Genomic DNA, 15,335 nt, shown 5'->3' on the forward strand with positions numbered 1-15,335 from the left:
TTGGGGGTCCCTTGCATTGCACCAGCATCATAGCGCCCACGGGCTGATTCAGGCACTTTCGCCGGTCGAACCCGTCACGCTCGTCCGCCCGCACGCCGCGCGGCGCGCAGCGCGTTTCTTCATCGACCGGTTTCCCGGCACGACCCTGTATGCGGTCAAGGCGAACCCGTCCGCTGACCTGCTGCGCGTGCTGTGGGATTCGGGCATCACCCATTATGACGTCGCCTCGATCGCCGAGGTCCGGCTGGTGTCGCGCACCCTGCCGCAGGCGACGCTGTGCTTCATGCACCCCGTGAAGGCCGAGGAAGCGATTTCCGAAGCCTATTGGAAGCATGGCGTGCGCACCTTCTCGCTCGATACGATGGACGAACTCGAAAAGATCGTCCGCGCAACCGAAGGCGCCGCCGACCTCAACCTGCTCGTGCGCCTGCGCGTCTCGTCCGACCACAGCAAGCTCAGTCTGGCCGCCAAATTCGGTGCCGAAGCCGACGAGGTGGCCGAATTGTTGATGGCGACCCGCCAGGCCGCCGACGCGCTCGGCATCTGCTTCCACGTCGGCAGCCAGGCGATGACCCCGCACGCTTATGCCCAAGCGATGGAGCGCGTCCGCGCCGCGATCGTCGCCGCGTCGGTCACCGTCGATATCATCGATGTCGGGGGGGGCTTTCCGTCGTCCTATCCGGGCATGGAACCGCCGCCGCTCGACGCCTATTTCGACACGATCCACCGCAGCTTCGAAAGCCTGCCGATCAGCTATTCGGCGGAACTGTGGTGCGAGCCCGGTCGCGCGTTATCGGCCGAATATAGCTCGCTGATCGTCCGCGTCGAAAAGCGCCGCGGCGAGGAACTGTACATCAACGACGGCGCCTATGGCGCATTGTTTGACGCCGCGCATGTCGGCTGGCGCTTCCCGGTATCGCTGCAACGCGACGTCGAAAGCGACGCCGAGCTGGTGCCGTTCAGCTTCTACGGTCCGACCTGCGACGACCTTGACCATATGGCGGGACCGTTCTTCCTGCCCGCCGACATCAAGGCAGGCGATTTCATCGAGATCGGCATGCTAGGCGCCTATGGCTGCGCGATGCGGACCAAGTTCAACGGCTTCGGCGCCGACGAAACCCATGTGGTCAGCGACGAACCGATGGTCAGCCTCTACACCGGCGAAGTCGAACAGGAACGCCGCAGCGCGACGGTGACCAAGCTGTTCTGACCACCGCGGCGCGGCAATCGGTTCACATCGCGGCGATGCGCGGGATGACGTAATCGGCGTCACGCCCGACGCCGCGCAGCGTCGCGGATGCAAAGCCGTTCTGGCCCGACAGGCCAACGAAACCGAGCCCGCGGACGCTGGTCGATACCCCGCGGCGGTGCAGCGGCTGCCCCTGCACGTCGAGCGCGCCCGACGGACGGAGGAAGTCCATCGCGTGGCGAAAACCGGTGGCGAAAATGACTTGGTCGATCCGCTCTTGCGTGCCGTCAGGCCAGACGACGCCGTCGGCGGTAAAGGCACGGAACATCTTCCGGACCGGCGGCCGATTGGTGCGCAACGCGGCCTTATAACGGCCATCGTCGACGATTGGGACGCCATGGTCGGAAAACAGGTTGAGGCCGTTCAGGCGCAGCTTGTCGAACCACCAGTGAATATCGTGGCCCAGCACCCGCTGGGGCAGAAAGCGCAGCTTGTCTCGGATGGCCAGGGTCACGTCGGCATGATCCGCGAGTTCAACCGCAATCTGCACCGCCGAATTTCCGGCCCCGACCACGATGATCCGCTGGCCCAGATAGGCATACGGATTACGATATTCCGATGAATGCGCGATGCCGCCCCGATATTCGGCTTGCCCGGCTATCCGCGGCAGATTCGGCGCGCCAAAGGCGCCCGACGCGACGATCAGCTTTTGCGCGCGGATGGGCGTTCCGCCTTCGGGCCTCAACTCAAATCCATCGGGCTCGCGCGTGACCGACGATATTCGCGTTCCCAGTTTCACCGGGAAGGCGAAATGGTCGCGATATTGTTGCAGATAGTCGACGACATCGTCGCGCGTCGGATAGGCATCGGGCGCGCCCTGCATCGGAAACTCCGGCAATGACGAGTAGCGCACCGGCGAAAACAGCTCGAGGCTGTCGTAATAGTGGCGCCACGAACCACCCACCGTCCATTCGGCATCGACCATCAGGAAGTCGGCGCCCGCGCGTTGCAAAAGACGCGCCGCCGCCAGCCCCGCCTGTCCGGCCCCGATCACCACAAACTGATGATCGGTCATGCGTTGGCTTCTTGGGCAAAGCCATGCCGCAACCGGTCGTCGCCATCGGCGAACTCGGGGACGTTGAGCCACAGCCGCAACAGATGGCGCTTTTCCTCGGCGGAATCCCAATCCTCATAATCGGTGCGTGCATGCAGGACGACCGAGTTTTTCAGGAACTGCATGTCGCCCTCCTGAAAATTCATGTCGAGCGCGATGCCCGGTTCGAAGGGAAGCCATTCGAGCAGATCGAGCAGGCTCTGCTCCGCGTCGCTCAGCGCGGCGATTTCGGGAAAATCTTCGGCGGCATTGCGGATATACCAGGTCAGCAGCATCATCCGGAAAATCCCGCCTTCGCGGCTGACGATCGGATAGCGAAAGGTCTTGGGGCCGTCCGGACCCAATTGCCCATGCGCATGGTGGTGGAATTGCTGTTCCATCAGCGGCGCCAGCTCGGGGCGCCGCGCGACGACCTGATTATAGACCTCGACCGACGAACAGATGCGGCTGACACCGCCCGCCTTGGCACCCCGCAGACACAGCAGCCCGATAATATCGGCGCCATCGGTGTGAAAGGCGAGCTCGGCCCGCGTCTTGTACAGCCGCACATTATGGTCGCTCGGTGGCGCGCCGGTGTCGCGAATATCGACGAGCAATTCGCCCGCCGGATTCTGGGCGGTTGGCTGCCCCAGCTGCAACCCGATCAACCAATAGGCCGCAGCGGCGACTTGACGGCCAATGCTGCGGACTGGCAGTCCGCGGATCAGCACCATGCCATGCCCGCGGTCGATCCGGTCGCGCCAATCTTCCAGCGCCGCGTCCAACCCGGTCATCGGATAATCTTCGCGCGCCAGCTCGCTGAGCGGGCAGCCTCGCTCGACTGCCGATTGCGCCGCGGCGACAATCGTGACGATCTCGGCGTCGCTCAACTGGTAAAGCCATTGCTCGGGCTGCGCCTGCAATGTCTCGCCGCGCCAAGGCGCTGGTGATTCAACCATTGACGTCATTGGGCAGTCCTTTTCTCGAATGCGGTCACCGATTGCGACCGCGACAAAATTCCCTATCGGATCGTTAGATTCGATATTCGTCGAATTATCGAATTGAAAAAAAGCGTCAAGCCATATTTCGACTGCAATCGAAACGACGGAAAAGAGACAAGCTCAAATTGCGGGCTAGCCTGCGCAAATCACCCTGCTAGGTTTCCCGCCGCATGCGCCCCTTTCACCACCTCCTCGTCAACAATCTGATCGCCAACATCACCAATTTCACGGTGTGGTTCGCGATCACCTTCTGGATTTTCCTCGAAACCCGGTCGGTGTTTGCGACGGGGATGATCGCGGGCATCTATCTGGTGCTCACCGGGGCGCTCGGCATCTGGTTCGGCAGCCTGGTCGACCATCACCGCAAGCGCAGCATGATGCTCGGCTCCAGCCTTGTGTCGCTCGCGATCTACACCGCCGCGCTCGGCGCCTATGCGCTCGATCCCGGGATCCGCGTCGCCGCGACCACCAGCGTCACCCTGTGGCTGTTCGTCCTGCTGACGATGCTGGGCGTGATCGTCGGCAATATCCGCATGATCGCGCTGCCGACGCTCGTCACCCTGCTGGTGCCAGCGGATCGGCGCGACAAGGCGAATGGGCTGGTGGGAATGGTCACCGGCATCGGCTTCCTCACCACCTCAGCGATCAGCGGCTTTCTCGTCGCGTGGGGCGGAATGGTCGCGACGCTGGCCTTCGCTATCGCCTTCTCGCTGCTCGCCGCACTCCACCTCCTTTTCGTTCCTGTCGATGAGCCGCGCGAAACGGACACGCATGATGCGCCCCGACAGATCGACCTCGCCGGCACCTTTCGCGTGGTGCGGGGCATTCCGGGACTGTTCGCGCTGATCCTGTTCGCAGCGTTCAACAATCTGCTCGGCGGCGTCTTCATGGCGTTGATGGACGCTTACGGCCTGTCGTTGATGAAGGTCGAACAATGGGGGCTGCTCTGGGCCTTCGTTTCCTGCGCCTTCATCCTCAGCGGCGCGTTGATCGCGCGTACCGGCCTCGGTGCCAATCCGGTGCGGACGCTGCTGCTCGTCAACCTGATCGTCTGGGCGGTCGCGGCGCTTTTCACCGTCCAGTCGTCGATCATCCTGCTGACCGTGGGCTGCTTCATCTGGCTGTTCCTCGGTCCCTATGCCGAGGCAGCCGAGCAGACCACGCTGCAAAAAGTCGTTCCGTTCGAACGGCAGGGGCGCGTCTTCGGCTTCGCCCAGTCAGTCGAACAGGCCGCTTCGCCCCTCACCGCCTTCCTGATCGCCCCGCTGACCCAGTTCATCTTCGTGCCGCTGATGACCAGCGGCGCGGGCGCCGAGCTGATCGGCGACTGATACGGCCGCGGCGCCGAGCGCGGCATCGCGATCGTGTTCACGATCACCGGCCTGCTTGGCGTGCTGGCAACGCTCGCAGCGTTCCGCTCGCAATCCTACCGGAAAATCTCGGGCGCCTATGCGACGGGCACGCCGCTGGATGAAAAGACAGCCCCGACATAGGGATGCCTGATTGCGTTTTCGGTTTCCTTCTGCAACCATTCCTGAAGAGAAGCGGAATGGAGAGGCAGACGATGGCGCTCAAATCGAACCGGCGAGAGCGGGCCGCGTGACCATGCTCAACGGCATCCGCATCATTGATCTGACGACGGTGATCTTTGGCCCCTATGCCACGCAGATGCTCGCCGATCTTGGCGCCGAGGTGATCAAGGTCGAAACCCCCGGCCTTGGTGACATTTCGCGCTATCTGGGCAGCGGTGTTCCCGACCCAACGATGGGGTCGATCCACCTCACCGTGAACCGTGGCAAACGCTCGATAGCGCTCGATCTGAAGAAGCCCGAGGATGCGGCTGTACTGCGCGACCTCGTCGCCACCGCAGACGTGTTCTTCCACAATGTCCGCGGCAAAGCGATCACAAAGCTTGGGTTCGACTATGCGGGTTGCAAGGCGATCAAGGACGACATCATCTATGTCCACGGCACCGGCTTTGGGCAGGATGGTCCTTATGCCGATCTGCAAGCCTATGACGACGTCATTCAGGCCGCCACCGGCACCACCAGCCTGCTGCCCCGCGTCGACGGCGACCGGCGCCCGCGCTATTTTCCCTCACTAATCGCCGACAAGATCGCAGGCCAGTTCGGAGCGCAGGCGATCCTCGCGGCGCTGATCCACAAGCTGCGCACCGGCGAGGGCCAAGCGGTCGAAGTGCCGATGTTCGAATGTTTCGCGTCGTTCATGCTGACCGAACATCTGCGCGATGCGGCGCTCGACCCGCCGCTCGGCCCAGCGGGCTATCCGCGCCAGCTCGACCCGACCCGCCAGCCCTTCCCGACGAGCGACGGTTATCTGGCGATCGTCCCCTATACCGCCGAATCGACCGCGCGGTTGATGGCGCTGCTCGGCAGCGAGGGACTGACCCAAACCCCCGAATTCGAGGTGGCAAAGGCGAAGGGCCAGCATATGCCGATCGTTTACCGCGAGATCGCCCGCAAGACCCCGGCGAAAACCACCGCCGAATGGCTCGCGCTGTTCGCCGCCAACGACATTCCCGCGATGGCGGCGCGCGACCTGCAGGACGTCAAAGAGGATCCGCATTTCGTCGCGACCGGTTTCTTCCGCCATCGTACGCATCCCGATGTCGGCGCGTTTCACGAAATGCAGCCGCCGGTGAAATATGGCGCCGCCCCCGCGCGCGACTTGGGTTTTGCACCCAAGGTCGATGGCGACGGCGCCGTAATCCGCGCCGAACTCGCTGAGAGGCATGGCTGAACATCGAAGATTGCATTGTTGGTCGCGCGGCCTAGCATGCCGCGCCAATATAGAGGGGGAATGAGATGCCTGAAAATCTACTGGCGCCCGGCGCGGTCCTCGCGTTGTGGACGCTCGTCATGCTCGGCTGGCTGGCGGTGAGCCGCGGCGCCGCTGTAAAGAAGGCTGGCATCGACATCAGCAAGGCGCAACCCGGTGGCCGCGGTGCGGACCTAGAGCCAGCCCTGCCGCCCAGCGCCAACTGGAAGTCGCACAATTACACCCATTTGCTCGAACAGCCGACGCTATTCTATGCCGTCATCGTCTTTCTGCATCTGTCTGGGGGCAGCACCGACCTGACGCGCGGTCTGGCATGGGCTTATGTTATTTTGCGGATCGTGCACAGCATATGGCAAGCCACCGTCAACCGGCTACCGGTTCGCTTCGCCATCTTCATGGCATCGACAGTCTGCTTGATCGTGCTCGCAGTGCTGGCGGTGATCGCCACTTTGGGTTGAGGGGGAAATATCATGGACACCAATGCAATTTTGGGGCCGGTCGCGACGCTCGCGCTCTGGTCGATGATCATCTGGGTGTGGATGTACGCAACGCGCATCCCGGCGATGCAACGCGCCAAGATCGACGCGAAAAATCTGGTCGGCACGACCGGCAGGGGACTCGACGAAGTCTTGCCGCCGGAAGTGCAGTGGAAGGCGCATAACTATAATCACCTGATGGAACAGCCGACGGTCTTTTACGCCGTCGCGCTCGCGCTCGCGGTGGGCGGTATGGGCGGCGGACTGAATGCCCAGCTCGCCTGGGCCTATGTGGCTCTGCGCATCGTTCACAGCCTGATCCAGGTGACGGTCAACCGCGTGCTGTGGCGCTTTGCGGTGTTCGCGCTAGCCAGCCTCGCGCTGCTCGCGCTGTGCGTGCATGCGTTCATGGGGTTCGTGCTGCATTGAACCTAAATCCCCTCCCGCTTGCGGGAGGGGAAAAGCTATTTTGAGAACCGCCCCGCTAGCTCGACATGCGTCGACCAGCGGAACTGGCCAACTGGCTGTACCCAGTCGAGCGTATAGCCGCCCCCAACCAGCAACTTCGCATCGCGCGCAAAACTGGCGGGATTGCAGCTGACATAGGCGATCACCGGCGTATCCGACGCCGCCAATTGCGCCACCTGCTCCTCGGCCCCCGCACGCGGCGGATCGAGGATCACCGCGCCGAAGCGGTTGAGCTCGGCAGGAATCAGCGGGCGGCGGAACAGGTCGCGATGCTCGGTCGCGACCAGCGCCCCGACCCGGTTCGCCGAAGCTTTTAGCGCCGCAATCGCATCGCGCGCGCCTTCGGCGGCATAAACCTTGCGCCCCTTTTGGAGCGACAGCGCGAACGTCCCGACCCCCGCGAACAAATCGGCGACCGCCCCGGCATCACCGATCGCCTTCGCGACCGCATCGACCAGCGCCGCCTGCCCCGCGGTCGTCGGCTGCAGAAATGAAAACGCCGGAACCTCGACCGTCACCTCACCAAAGCACACCGTCGGCGGTTCAGGCTGCCACAGCGTTTCCAGCCCATGTCCCTGATCGATGGCAAAGCGCGCCAGCTTGTGCGTCCCCGCAAAATCCTGCAGCGCCATCGCGGCATCGAGCCCCTCGGCCTTGACGCCTTCCAATGTCACCTCGACCCCCTGGTCGAGCATCTGCAGCTTGACCTTCACCGGTCGCTTCTGCTGCGCGATCGTCGTCAGCAGGTCGCGTAGCGGCGCGATCAACGCGAAGAGTTCGGGCAGCAGCAGCGGGCATTGCCGCATATCGACGATCTGGTTGCTCTGCGCCGCGTTGAATCCGATCGCGACCTGCTTGCCGGTCCGCAGCGCGGTCAGCGCTGCGCGACGACGGCTCTGCGGCGGCGACAGCAACGCGGGCAAAACCTCGCCCACCGGTACCTCCTGCCCCGCCAAAGCGCCAACCACCCGGTCGCGCACGAAATCAGCGAGAGCCGGTTCCGCGACATGCTGCAACTCGCACCCGCCGCATTTGCCGAAATGACGGCACGGCGGTTCGGCGCGGTTCGGCCCGGGGATCAGCGTCCCATCCGCGGCGATCTGATCGCCGGGAACGCCGCCAGCGACATGACGGCCATCGCCGGTCACGCCATCGCCGCGCGCGGCGATGCGCTCGATCAGCGCAGTTTCGCTCATTTCATTCCCTAACCAGATCGTCGGCGACAAGGCCGCGGCCTATACGCGCCGCCCGCGCGATATGCCACCCCACCGCTGCCACCGCGGCGTCGAACGCATCGCCGCCACGCGCCAGCATCGCCCCGCACGCCCCCGCCAGCACATCGCCCGTCCCCGCCGTTGCCAGCCAGGGACTGCCCGGCCAGGCCGCCACGACGCGGCCGTCGGGCGCGGCGATAATCGTATCGGCACCTTTGTAAACCACCACCGCCCCCGTGCGCACGGCCGCCGCCTTCGCGCGGTCGATCTTGCTGCCATAAAGCTCGGGAAAGGCGCGCGTGAACTCGCCCTCATGCGGGGTCAGGATCGCGCGGCATGGCGTTTCGCACAGGCGCGGCAAGGCAGCGGCGATCGCCGCGGCGTCGAGCACCAGCGGCTTACCCGAATCGAGTGCCGCTTCGACATCGAACAGCAATTCGTCGCCCGCCGGAAAGCCCGGCCCGATCACCACCGCCCCGACCCGCGGATCGCTGAGCCGCTCGCCAAAGCGCGTGTCACTTTCGGTAATGATCGCGGCCAGCGGCGCGCGCTCGCTACCCTCCAGCACCACATACCCCGCCCCCGCGCGCAGCGCCGCCGCCGACGCCAGCCCCGCCGCACCCGGCATCGGGCCGGCAAAGACGAGCACCATCCCTCGGCTGAACTTGTGCGCATTCGCGCTTGGCGTTGCCACCTTCGTCAGCGGCAGCGTCCGCATCTTGCCGCGCGCGATGATCCCGATCGGCGCCAGCAGCACGCGGCCGCAAGTGGGTGCGGTGGGGAGCAACACATGCGCAGGTTTCAGCGCGCCAAGCGCCAGGGTGACATCGGCAGCAAGTGGTGGCAACCATTCGGCATTGCCGTCGCTCTCGACGCCACTCGGCACGTCAACCGCCAGCACGCGGCGTCCGGCCAAGCGCTGCAACAACAGGGCCAGATCCTCAGCCAGCGGCCGCGACAGGCCAACGCCGAACAGGGCATCGACGATCAACGGTGCAGGCGCCAATGCGGCATCGATCGCCTCGACCGGCCCGCGCCATTCCGCGCGCGCCGCCTTTGCCAGATCGGTCGTCGGCTCGGCCAGAGCCGCCACCCGCACCGCCGCGCCGCGTTCCGCCAGCAGCCGTGCCGCGACATAGCCGTCGCCGCCATTGTTGCCGGGTCCGCACAGGATCAGCACCGGGCCGCCCGCCGCCATCCGCCACGCGGTGTCGGCGACCGCCGCCCCGGCAAGCTCCATCAGCTCGGACAGCGGCGTCCCTTGCACCGCGCAGGCAGCCTCTGCCTCGCGCATCGCGGCGCTGGTCAGGATGAGGGCGTCGGCGGGGATGGACATGGCTTTAGAATAGCACGAGCGCTATAAAAGTCTCGGTGTAAGCGGTTCACCGTCCACCTCGTCATTGCGAGCGCAGCGAAGCAATCCAGAGCCCGCGTAAACCGCTCTGGATTGCTTCGCTGCGCTCGCAATGACGATGGTTGTTACTTCGCGCCGCCCGTATTCGCGGGCAACCGATAGCGATCATTGCCGATCGCAACCTCGATCATGCCATCGCCGACAATCGAGACTTTCGCCGCTTCAGCCCCATCGGCCGACACCACTCCGCGCCCATCGGTCGTGATCTGCAAGCGGCGATAGCCGACGTTCGGACGCCCGACGACCAGCACCGTCCCTTCCACCCCGCTCATTTCCTCGACGGTGCAGGTGCGATCGAACAATTTGGCGCCTTCCAGCGCGCACTCGATCCGCCCGTTTTCCGCCGCTTCGCGTGACCCGCGCGCTTCGGCTTCGGCCAGATCGCCATTGTCGGGCGCGCCGCCGCATGCCGCTAGCAGCAGGAACCCCGCAATGCCCCCCAGCGTCCGCATCATTTGCCCTTCAACTGCGACAGGTCGCGCACCGCGCCGCGCGCGGCGCTCGTCGTCATCGCGGCGTAAGCCTGCAACGCGACCGAAACCTTGCGCGGGCGCGGCTTGGCGGGTTGCCAGGCCGCGTCGCCCTTCGCCTCCATCGCCGCGCGCCGAGCCGCCAGTTCGGCATCGGGTACGGCGAGGTGGATTGTGCGGTTCGGAATGTCGATTTCGATCAGGTCGCCATCTTCGACCAGACCGATCAGACCGCCCTCGGCCGCTTCGGGCGAGGCATGGCCGATCGACAGCCCCGACGTGCCGCCCGAAAAGCGCCCGTCGGTGACCAAAGCGCATGCCGCGCCCAGCCCCTTCGATTTGAGGTAGCTGGTCGGATAGAGCATTTCCTGCATTCCCGGCCCGCCTTTCGGCCCTTCGTAACGGATGACCACCACGTCACCCGCAACGACCTGACCGGTCAATATGCCCGCAACCGACGCATCCTGGCTTTCAAACACCTTCGCCGGCCCCGAAAACTTCAGGATCGATTCATCGACCCCCGCGGTTTTCACAATACAACCATCGACCGCCAGATTGCCCGACAGCACCGCCAGCCCCCCGTCCTGACTGAACGCATGCGACGCCGACCGGATCACGCCGGTTTCACGGTCGAGATCGAGCGACTCCCAACGCCGCTCCTGACTGAACGCCACTTGCGTCGGCACCCCGCCGGGCGCCGCCATGAAGAATTTCTGCACCTCGGGGTCGTTGGTCCGCGAGATATCCCATTTGTTCAGCGCATCACCCAGCGTCGCGCTGTGCACCGTCGGCAGATGCGCGTGCAGCAGCCCGGCGCGCTCGAGCTGGCCGAGGATCGCCATGATCCCGCCGGCGCGGTGGACATCTTCCATATGCACGTCGCTCTTCGCGGGCGCGACCTTCGACAGGCATGGCACCCGGCGCGACAGCCGGTCGATGTCGGTCATCGTGAAATCGACCCCCGCCTCGAACGCCGCCGCGAGCAAATGCAGGACGGTGTTTGTCGACCCGCCCATCGCGATGTCGAGGCTCATCGCGTTCTCGAACGCCTCAAAGGTCGCGATATTGCGCGGCAGGACGCTGTCGTCGCCTTCCTCATAATGCCGCTTGCACATCTCGACGACGATGCGCCCGGCGCGCAGGAACAGCTCCTTGCGGTCGGCGTGCGTCGCCAGCGTCGAACCATTGCCCGGCAGCGACAGCCCCAGCGCTTCGGTCAGGCAGTTCATCGAATTAGCGGTGAACATTCCCGAGCACGAGCCGCAGGTCGGGCAGGCCTGCTGTTCGATCGCCAGCACCTCTTCGTCGCTGTATTTTTCATCCGCCGCGGCGACCATCGCATCGACCAGATCGAGCGAAACGGTCTTGCCGTTCAGGACAACCTTCCCCGCCTCCATCGGCCCGCCCGACACGAACACGACCGGAATATTGATCCGCAGCGCCGCCATCAGCATGCCCGGGGTGATCTTGTCGCAGTTGGAGATGCACACCATCGCGTCGGCGCAATGCGCGTTGACCATATATTCGACGCTGTCGGCGATCAGGTCGCGGCTGGGAAGCGAATAGAGCATGCCATCATGCCCCATCGCGATGCCGTCATCGACCGCGATCGTGTTGAATTCCTTGGCAACCCCGCCGACCGCCTCGATTTCGCGCGCGACCATCTGGCCCAGATCTTTCAGATGGACGTGGCCGGGGACGAACTGGGTAAAGCTGTTGACCACCGCGATGATCGGCTTGCCGAAATCGCCGTCCTTCATCCCCGTCGCGCGCCACAGCCCGCGGGCGCCCGCTTGATTGCGGCCATGCGTCGTCGTGCGCGAACGATAAGAAGGCATTTTCTGGTTTCCTAGAAATAATATTACAATTTATTGCGAGAGAAAGCGCCTCTACACGCCTAGCTCGCGATGTTCAACGCCACTTTATGGCACATGCGCGCCAGCCGCTCCGCGAACAGCGCCTGCCCCGCCGCGTCCCCCACCAGATCCTGCCGCATCTCGATCCCGACATAGGGAATGCCATTACCCTCGGCATGGCGGTTCATCGTCGCGTTGAGCAGCTTGCCCGAATAGGGCAGCTGATCGCCGACAATCATATCCTCGGCCTCCAAAGCCGAAATCGCCGCCGCCGCCAGCCGGTCGTCCTCATTATACAGCACGCCCACATGCCACGGCCGCTTCTGCTCAGGATGCGCCGCCAACGATGGCGTGAAGCTGTGCAGCGACAGGATCATCGCGGGCCGGTACGCGGCAATCGTCGCCTCGATATGCGCGTGATAGGGCCGGAAGAAGCGCGCCAGCCGCGTCTCGCGCGCCGCGTCATCCAGCGCATTGCCCGGCACCGCATGCCCGTCGCTGGCGATCGGCAGCACCCCCGGCGCGTCCTCCTCGCGGTTGCAGTCGACCACCAGCCGCGACACCCCGCCCAGGATCGCCGCATCGACCGCGCCGCTCTCGACCAATAACGCCACCACCTCTGCCACCCCGATATCTATCGCGATATGATTGCTCAGCAGCGCCGGATCTATGCCCAGGTCGATGTCATCGGGAACATGGTTCGACGCATGGTCGGCGATCAGCAGGATGCCGCCCGTCCGCGGCGTCCCCAACTGGCGCCACGCCTCGCTCATCGCAGCGCGCCCGCCAGCTGCCACCACTTCGGATGACTCTGCGCCAGCGACACCGCCGCGGCGTCGCGCTCGGCCGCCGCATCGAACAGCGCGAAGCAGGTCGCGCCCGATCCCGACATCCGCGCCAGCCACGGCCGCAGCGCGCCGAGTTCGAGCAGCACATCGGCAATCGCCGGACATTGCGCCGTCGCCGGACGCTGTAAATCATTGCGCGCCGCCAGCAACTGCGCCCGCCCCGCGGGATCGCCGAACAATTCGCCACGATCGATCCCGTCCCACGCCGCAAAGACCGGCCCGGTCGCGAGCGGCTGGCGCGGGTTAACGAGCAGCACTGGCGTCCCACTGATCCGCAATTCCGGCACCGCGCTCAATTCCTCGCCAACCCCGACCCCCAGGCAGGTCGCGCTCGCGACGCACGCGGCAATATCGGCGCCGAGCGGGCTGATGATCCGCGCCAGCACGGCATCGCCCAGTTCGGGCAGGAAATGCGTCCGCACCAGCCGCGCCATCGCCGCCGCATCCGCCGACCCGCCGCCGATTCCCGCCGCGACCGGCAACCGCTTGGCCAGCGTGACCGCCAGCGGCGGCACCCGATCGGCGCCGTATCGCGCGCGCAGCAAGGTCAGCACCTGCAAGACCAAATTGTCGCCGCCTGCGCTCAATCCCTCGGCAAATTCGCCGACAATCGTCAGCCGATCCGCGTCAGCGATCTCGGCCACAATCCCGTCGCCGCCATCGACAAAAGCAAACAACGTCTCGATCGCATGATAACCATCGCTCCGCCGCGCCCGCACGTGCAGCGCCAGATTGATCTTCGCCCAGCCGGTTTCCTGCATCATTTCGCTCATGGCGCGGTCGTCGCCGCGGTCAGCCCGTCGCGCAGCTTCGCCGCCAGCCGCGTCGCCATCTCGGCCTCGGCAACCAGCGCTGCGGCGCGCCATTTGTACCGCGCCTCGAACTTGCGCCCCGCCTGCCAATAGGCGTCGCCCAGATGCTCGACGATCACCGCATTGGTCGGCTCGCCGCGCTGAGCCTTTTCAAGCAGGTCGACCGCATCGTCGGTGCGCCCGGTCAGGAAATAGGCCCAGCCCAGCGAATCGGTGATGCTGGCATTTTGCGGTTCCTGCGCCCACGCCGTCTCGATCCGCGCCAGCGACCGCTTCACATCCTTGCGCCGTTCGAGCGCCGAATAGCCCGCAAAATTCAGCACCGCGGCATCGTTCGGACGCAATGCCACCGCGCGTTCCATCAGCGGCGCCGCGGCATCCCATTCGCCCGCCCGCAACAACAACTCCGCGCGCGCGATCAACAGCGAGCCGCGCAGCATCTGGTCTCCCTCGTCCTCGCCCAGCGCTGCCTCTAGTCGCTCATACGCGCGCGCTGCGGCTTTCGGATCGTCCGAGCGCCGCGCAATATCGGCGAGCCGCACCAGCAGGCTGCGCGGCGCATCACCCGCCGCGGCGCTCTCAGCCAGCTTCGCCGCCCCCGCCAAGTCGCCGCCATCGGCCAGCAATTCCGCGCGCCGCATCGCCAGCGCCGGCGGCAGTTCGGCGCGCCCGCCATCGATCAACGCCGCCGCCGCATCGCGCTGGCCATTGCGGTCGAGCGTCTCGACCAACGTCGCGCGCACCGCCCAATCCGCATCGTTCAGCCAAAAGGCAGCGCGCGAAAACAGCAGCGGCAGTTTGGTGTTGCCGTTCGGCACCCGCGCTAGCCCATCGGCGAGCAGCCCCAGCCACTGCGCCACCCCGGCGCGCGGCGTCGTCACCGCCTGATCGGGCAGCAGCAGCATCGGATCCTCGCGCTGCCCCGCCGCCAGCGCAATCCGCCCGCGCAGTCGCTGCGCCGCCTCGCCATGCCCTGCCTTGTCGAGCGTCGCCGCCAGCCGCAGCCCGACCAGCTGGCTCGTCCGGTCGGTCAAAACAATCGCGTCGGTCAGCGCCGCCGCTTCATCGGCGCGCTTCGTCGCCAGCTGCACCAGCGCGACCTGCAACGTCAGCGCCGGTTCGGGCCGCGTCCGGCCGCTGACATCCAGCAGATGCCGCTCGGGCTGCTTCTCGCGCGCACCGACGTCGATCCACGCATTGACCGTCGGCAGGATCAGCCGCGCGATCGTATCGGCGCCCGTCTTGTCGCCGCGTCCCGACATAAAATCGCGCGCAGCTTTCCAGTCCGCTCGCCGCATCGCATCGACCATCAGCACCAGCTGCGCGTCGAACCGGCGATCGCCCGCGGTCCACAGCTGCAGCGCCGCCGTGCGCGCCGCGGCGAGGTCGCCCGCTTCGATCGCCTGCTCCAGAATGCGCCCGCGCACCCCGGGCAGGCCGGGCGCCAGGCTCGACACATCGGTCAGCGCCGCCAGCGCCGCCGCTGGTTCGCCGCCCGCCTCGGCCAGCCGCGCGCGCACCAGCGCATTCAGCGCCGCGCCGCCATCTTCCGCGGCCTGCACCGGCGCTGCGACAGCGAACGCGCTGACAGCCAGAAACGCCCGCGCGAGCTTACATATTCGGGTAATTGGGGCCTCCGCCGCCTTCGGGGGTGACCCAGTTGATATTCTGGGTCGGATCCTTGATGTCGCACGT

General features: G+C 65.5%; 16 protein-coding genes. 6 read left to right on the forward strand and 10 right to left on the reverse strand.

The annotated features are described in order from the left end of the window. Window positions 1–16 precede the first annotated feature (16 nt). Window positions 17–1,210 (forward strand): type III PLP-dependent enzyme, encoded by a 1,194-nt coding sequence (locus VGN68_RS05010; protein WP_327474507.1) that lies wholly within the window; start codon window positions 17–19, stop codon window positions 1,208–1,210. A 22-nt stretch (window positions 1,211–1,232) separates the two neighbouring features. Here VGN68_RS05010 and VGN68_RS05015 read toward each other — a convergent pair whose 3' ends face one another. Both VGN68_RS05015 and VGN68_RS05020 read right to left on the reverse strand, forming a co-directional pair. Further along, window positions 1,233–2,264 (reverse strand): flavin-containing monooxygenase, encoded by a 1,032-nt coding sequence (locus tag VGN68_RS05015; RefSeq protein WP_327474481.1) that lies wholly within the window; start codon window positions 2,262–2,264, stop codon window positions 1,233–1,235. Then, entirely contained in the window at window positions 2,261–3,250 is a 990-nt protein-coding gene (locus VGN68_RS05020; protein WP_327474483.1) for a TauD/TfdA family dioxygenase, read from the reverse strand. The genes VGN68_RS05015 and VGN68_RS05020 overlap by 4 nt, the downstream gene beginning before the upstream one ends. A 203-nt stretch (window positions 3,251–3,453) precedes the next feature. Between VGN68_RS05020 and VGN68_RS05025 the strand changes: the two genes are divergently transcribed. The 5 genes from VGN68_RS05025 to VGN68_RS05045 all read left to right on the forward strand — a co-directional run bounded on the left by VGN68_RS05025 (window position 3,454) and on the right by VGN68_RS05045 (window position 6,987). Then, window positions 3,454–4,614, forward strand: a complete 1,161-nt coding sequence (locus VGN68_RS05025; protein WP_327474485.1) for an MFS transporter — start codon at window positions 3,454–3,456, stop codon at window positions 4,612–4,614. A gap of 33 nt (window positions 4,615–4,647) precedes the next feature. Further along, window positions 4,648–4,776, forward strand: coding sequence for a hypothetical protein (locus VGN68_RS05030; protein WP_327474487.1), 129 nt, complete (start codon window positions 4,648–4,650; stop codon window positions 4,774–4,776). 112 nt (window positions 4,777–4,888) lie between these two features. Then, on the forward strand, window positions 4,889–6,043 hold the full coding sequence (locus VGN68_RS05035; RefSeq protein WP_327474509.1) for a CoA transferase: 1,155 nt from the start codon (window positions 4,889–4,891) through the stop codon (window positions 6,041–6,043). A 65-nt stretch (window positions 6,044–6,108) separates the two neighbouring features. Then, on the forward strand, window positions 6,109–6,540 hold the full coding sequence (locus VGN68_RS05040; protein ID WP_293700800.1) for an MAPEG family protein: 432 nt from the start codon (window positions 6,109–6,111) through the stop codon (window positions 6,538–6,540). 12 nt (window positions 6,541–6,552) lie between these two features. Beyond that, entirely contained in the window at window positions 6,553–6,987 is a 435-nt protein-coding gene (locus VGN68_RS05045; RefSeq protein ID WP_327474490.1) for an MAPEG family protein, read from the forward strand. 35 nt (window positions 6,988–7,022) lie between these two features. Here VGN68_RS05045 and VGN68_RS05050 read toward each other — a convergent pair whose 3' ends face one another. The 8 genes from VGN68_RS05050 to VGN68_RS20510 all read right to left on the reverse strand — a co-directional run. Then, entirely contained in the window at window positions 7,023–8,222 is a 1,200-nt protein-coding gene (locus VGN68_RS05050) for a class I SAM-dependent RNA methyltransferase (RefSeq protein WP_327474492.1), read from the reverse strand. Window position 8,223: 1 nt separating this feature from the next. After that, window positions 8,224–9,576 carry an NAD(P)H-hydrate dehydratase gene (locus VGN68_RS05055; RefSeq protein ID WP_327474494.1) on the reverse strand — a complete coding sequence of 451 codons (1,353 nt, stop codon included), beginning with the start codon at window positions 9,574–9,576 and terminating at the stop codon, window positions 8,224–8,226. Between the two features lie 143 nt (window positions 9,577–9,719). Next, window positions 9,720–10,109 carry a hypothetical protein gene (locus VGN68_RS05060; protein WP_327474496.1) on the reverse strand — a complete coding sequence of 130 codons (390 nt, stop codon included), beginning with the start codon at window positions 10,107–10,109 and terminating at the stop codon, window positions 9,720–9,722. Further along, a complete protein-coding gene (ilvD, locus tag VGN68_RS05065; protein WP_327474498.1) occupies window positions 10,106–11,962 on the reverse strand; it encodes a dihydroxy-acid dehydratase in 1,857 nt (618 codons plus the stop codon). Before ilvD ends, VGN68_RS05060 begins: the two co-directional genes overlap by 4 nt. Window positions 11,963–12,021: 59 nt before the next feature. Further along, window positions 12,022–12,753 (reverse strand): N-formylglutamate amidohydrolase, encoded by a 732-nt coding sequence (locus VGN68_RS05070; protein WP_327474500.1) that lies wholly within the window; start codon window positions 12,751–12,753, stop codon window positions 12,022–12,024. Continuing rightward, window positions 12,750–13,601 carry a 4-(cytidine 5'-diphospho)-2-C-methyl-D-erythritol kinase gene (locus VGN68_RS05075; protein WP_327474502.1) on the reverse strand — a complete coding sequence of 284 codons (852 nt, stop codon included), beginning with the start codon at window positions 13,599–13,601 and terminating at the stop codon, window positions 12,750–12,752. Before VGN68_RS05075 ends, VGN68_RS05070 begins: the two co-directional genes overlap by 4 nt. Continuing rightward, complete coding sequence (locus tag VGN68_RS05080; protein ID WP_327474504.1) at window positions 13,598–15,202, reverse strand: hypothetical protein; 1,605 nt, start codon at window positions 15,200–15,202, stop codon at window positions 13,598–13,600. Before VGN68_RS05080 ends, VGN68_RS05075 begins: the two co-directional genes overlap by 4 nt. Before the next feature lie 49 nt (window positions 15,203–15,251). Beyond that, window positions 15,252–15,335: 4Fe-4S dicluster domain-containing protein (locus VGN68_RS20510; protein WP_414713009.1), on the reverse strand; the 84-nt coding region annotated here is incomplete at its 5' end.

It is taken from the genome of Sphingopyxis sp., assembly GCF_035998965.1.
In the GTDB taxonomy this organism is placed as follows: domain Bacteria; phylum Pseudomonadota; class Alphaproteobacteria; order Sphingomonadales; family Sphingomonadaceae; genus Sphingopyxis.